Raw genomic sequence first — 752 nt, 5'->3', positions numbered from 1 at the left:
CAAGGCGCACTCCAGTCGATTTCTCGATCTGCCCGACGGTCAGCTGCCCGAATATTCAAGCCAGATCAGAGACGTGATCCGACACGAGATCGCACGATCACATGGGCCGGTGACACTCGTTGCGCCTTACAGCCGGGATGGGCACTGTGACCACGAGGCGGTGGGCGCCGCGGCGCTGGACATCGGGCGATCACATCATGCCGTAGTGCTCGAGTATCCCATCTGGTTCTGGCACTGGGCTGCTCCCACAGACCCTCGGTGGCAGGCCTGGCGGATCTTAGCCGACCCACAAGGTCTCGATCGAAATGCTCTGCTCGCGTGTTACCCGTCGCAGACAGAAGCGCTGTCGGATCAGCACGGGGACGAAGCGATCCTCACCAGCGCCCATTTGGAACACTTCATCCGGAGCCACGATACCTTCGTGTTCACAGATTTCAGATCCGGTGCGGCATCGCCGAGCTCTGGTCAGGAGGGAATAGGCTCGCGGATCAATGATGCGTCCACTGCGTCGGCGGTGTTCGATGATGTGCACAGAGAACGCAGTGATCCGTGGACGGTGTGGGATTCCGAATACGAAATCGCCAAACGCGAGACCCTTGTGTCCCACCTCCCGTCGACCTCGTTCTCCCACATTCTCGAGATCGGTTGTTCAGTCGGCGCTTTGACTCGAGAGCTTGCCGCTTACAGCGTCAGAGTGACAGCTGTCGATGCCAGCTGCGAGGCGCTGAAAACAGCGAAACGTCTGCAGACGA

At 59.7% G+C, this 752-nt stretch carries 1 protein-coding gene; it reads left to right on the top strand.

The features are described from left to right. Positions 1-752, top strand: a 752-nt coding sequence (locus IEV86_RS17485) for an SAM-dependent methyltransferase (protein ID WP_188484835.1), incomplete at both ends; no start/stop codon positions are given.

It is taken from the genome of Cellulomonas carbonis, from assembly GCF_014636275.1.
In the GTDB taxonomy this organism is placed as follows: Bacteria; Actinomycetota; Actinomycetes; order Actinomycetales; family Cellulomonadaceae; genus Actinotalea; species Actinotalea carbonis.
This window is presented reverse-complemented; position numbering and strand designations above follow the sequence as displayed.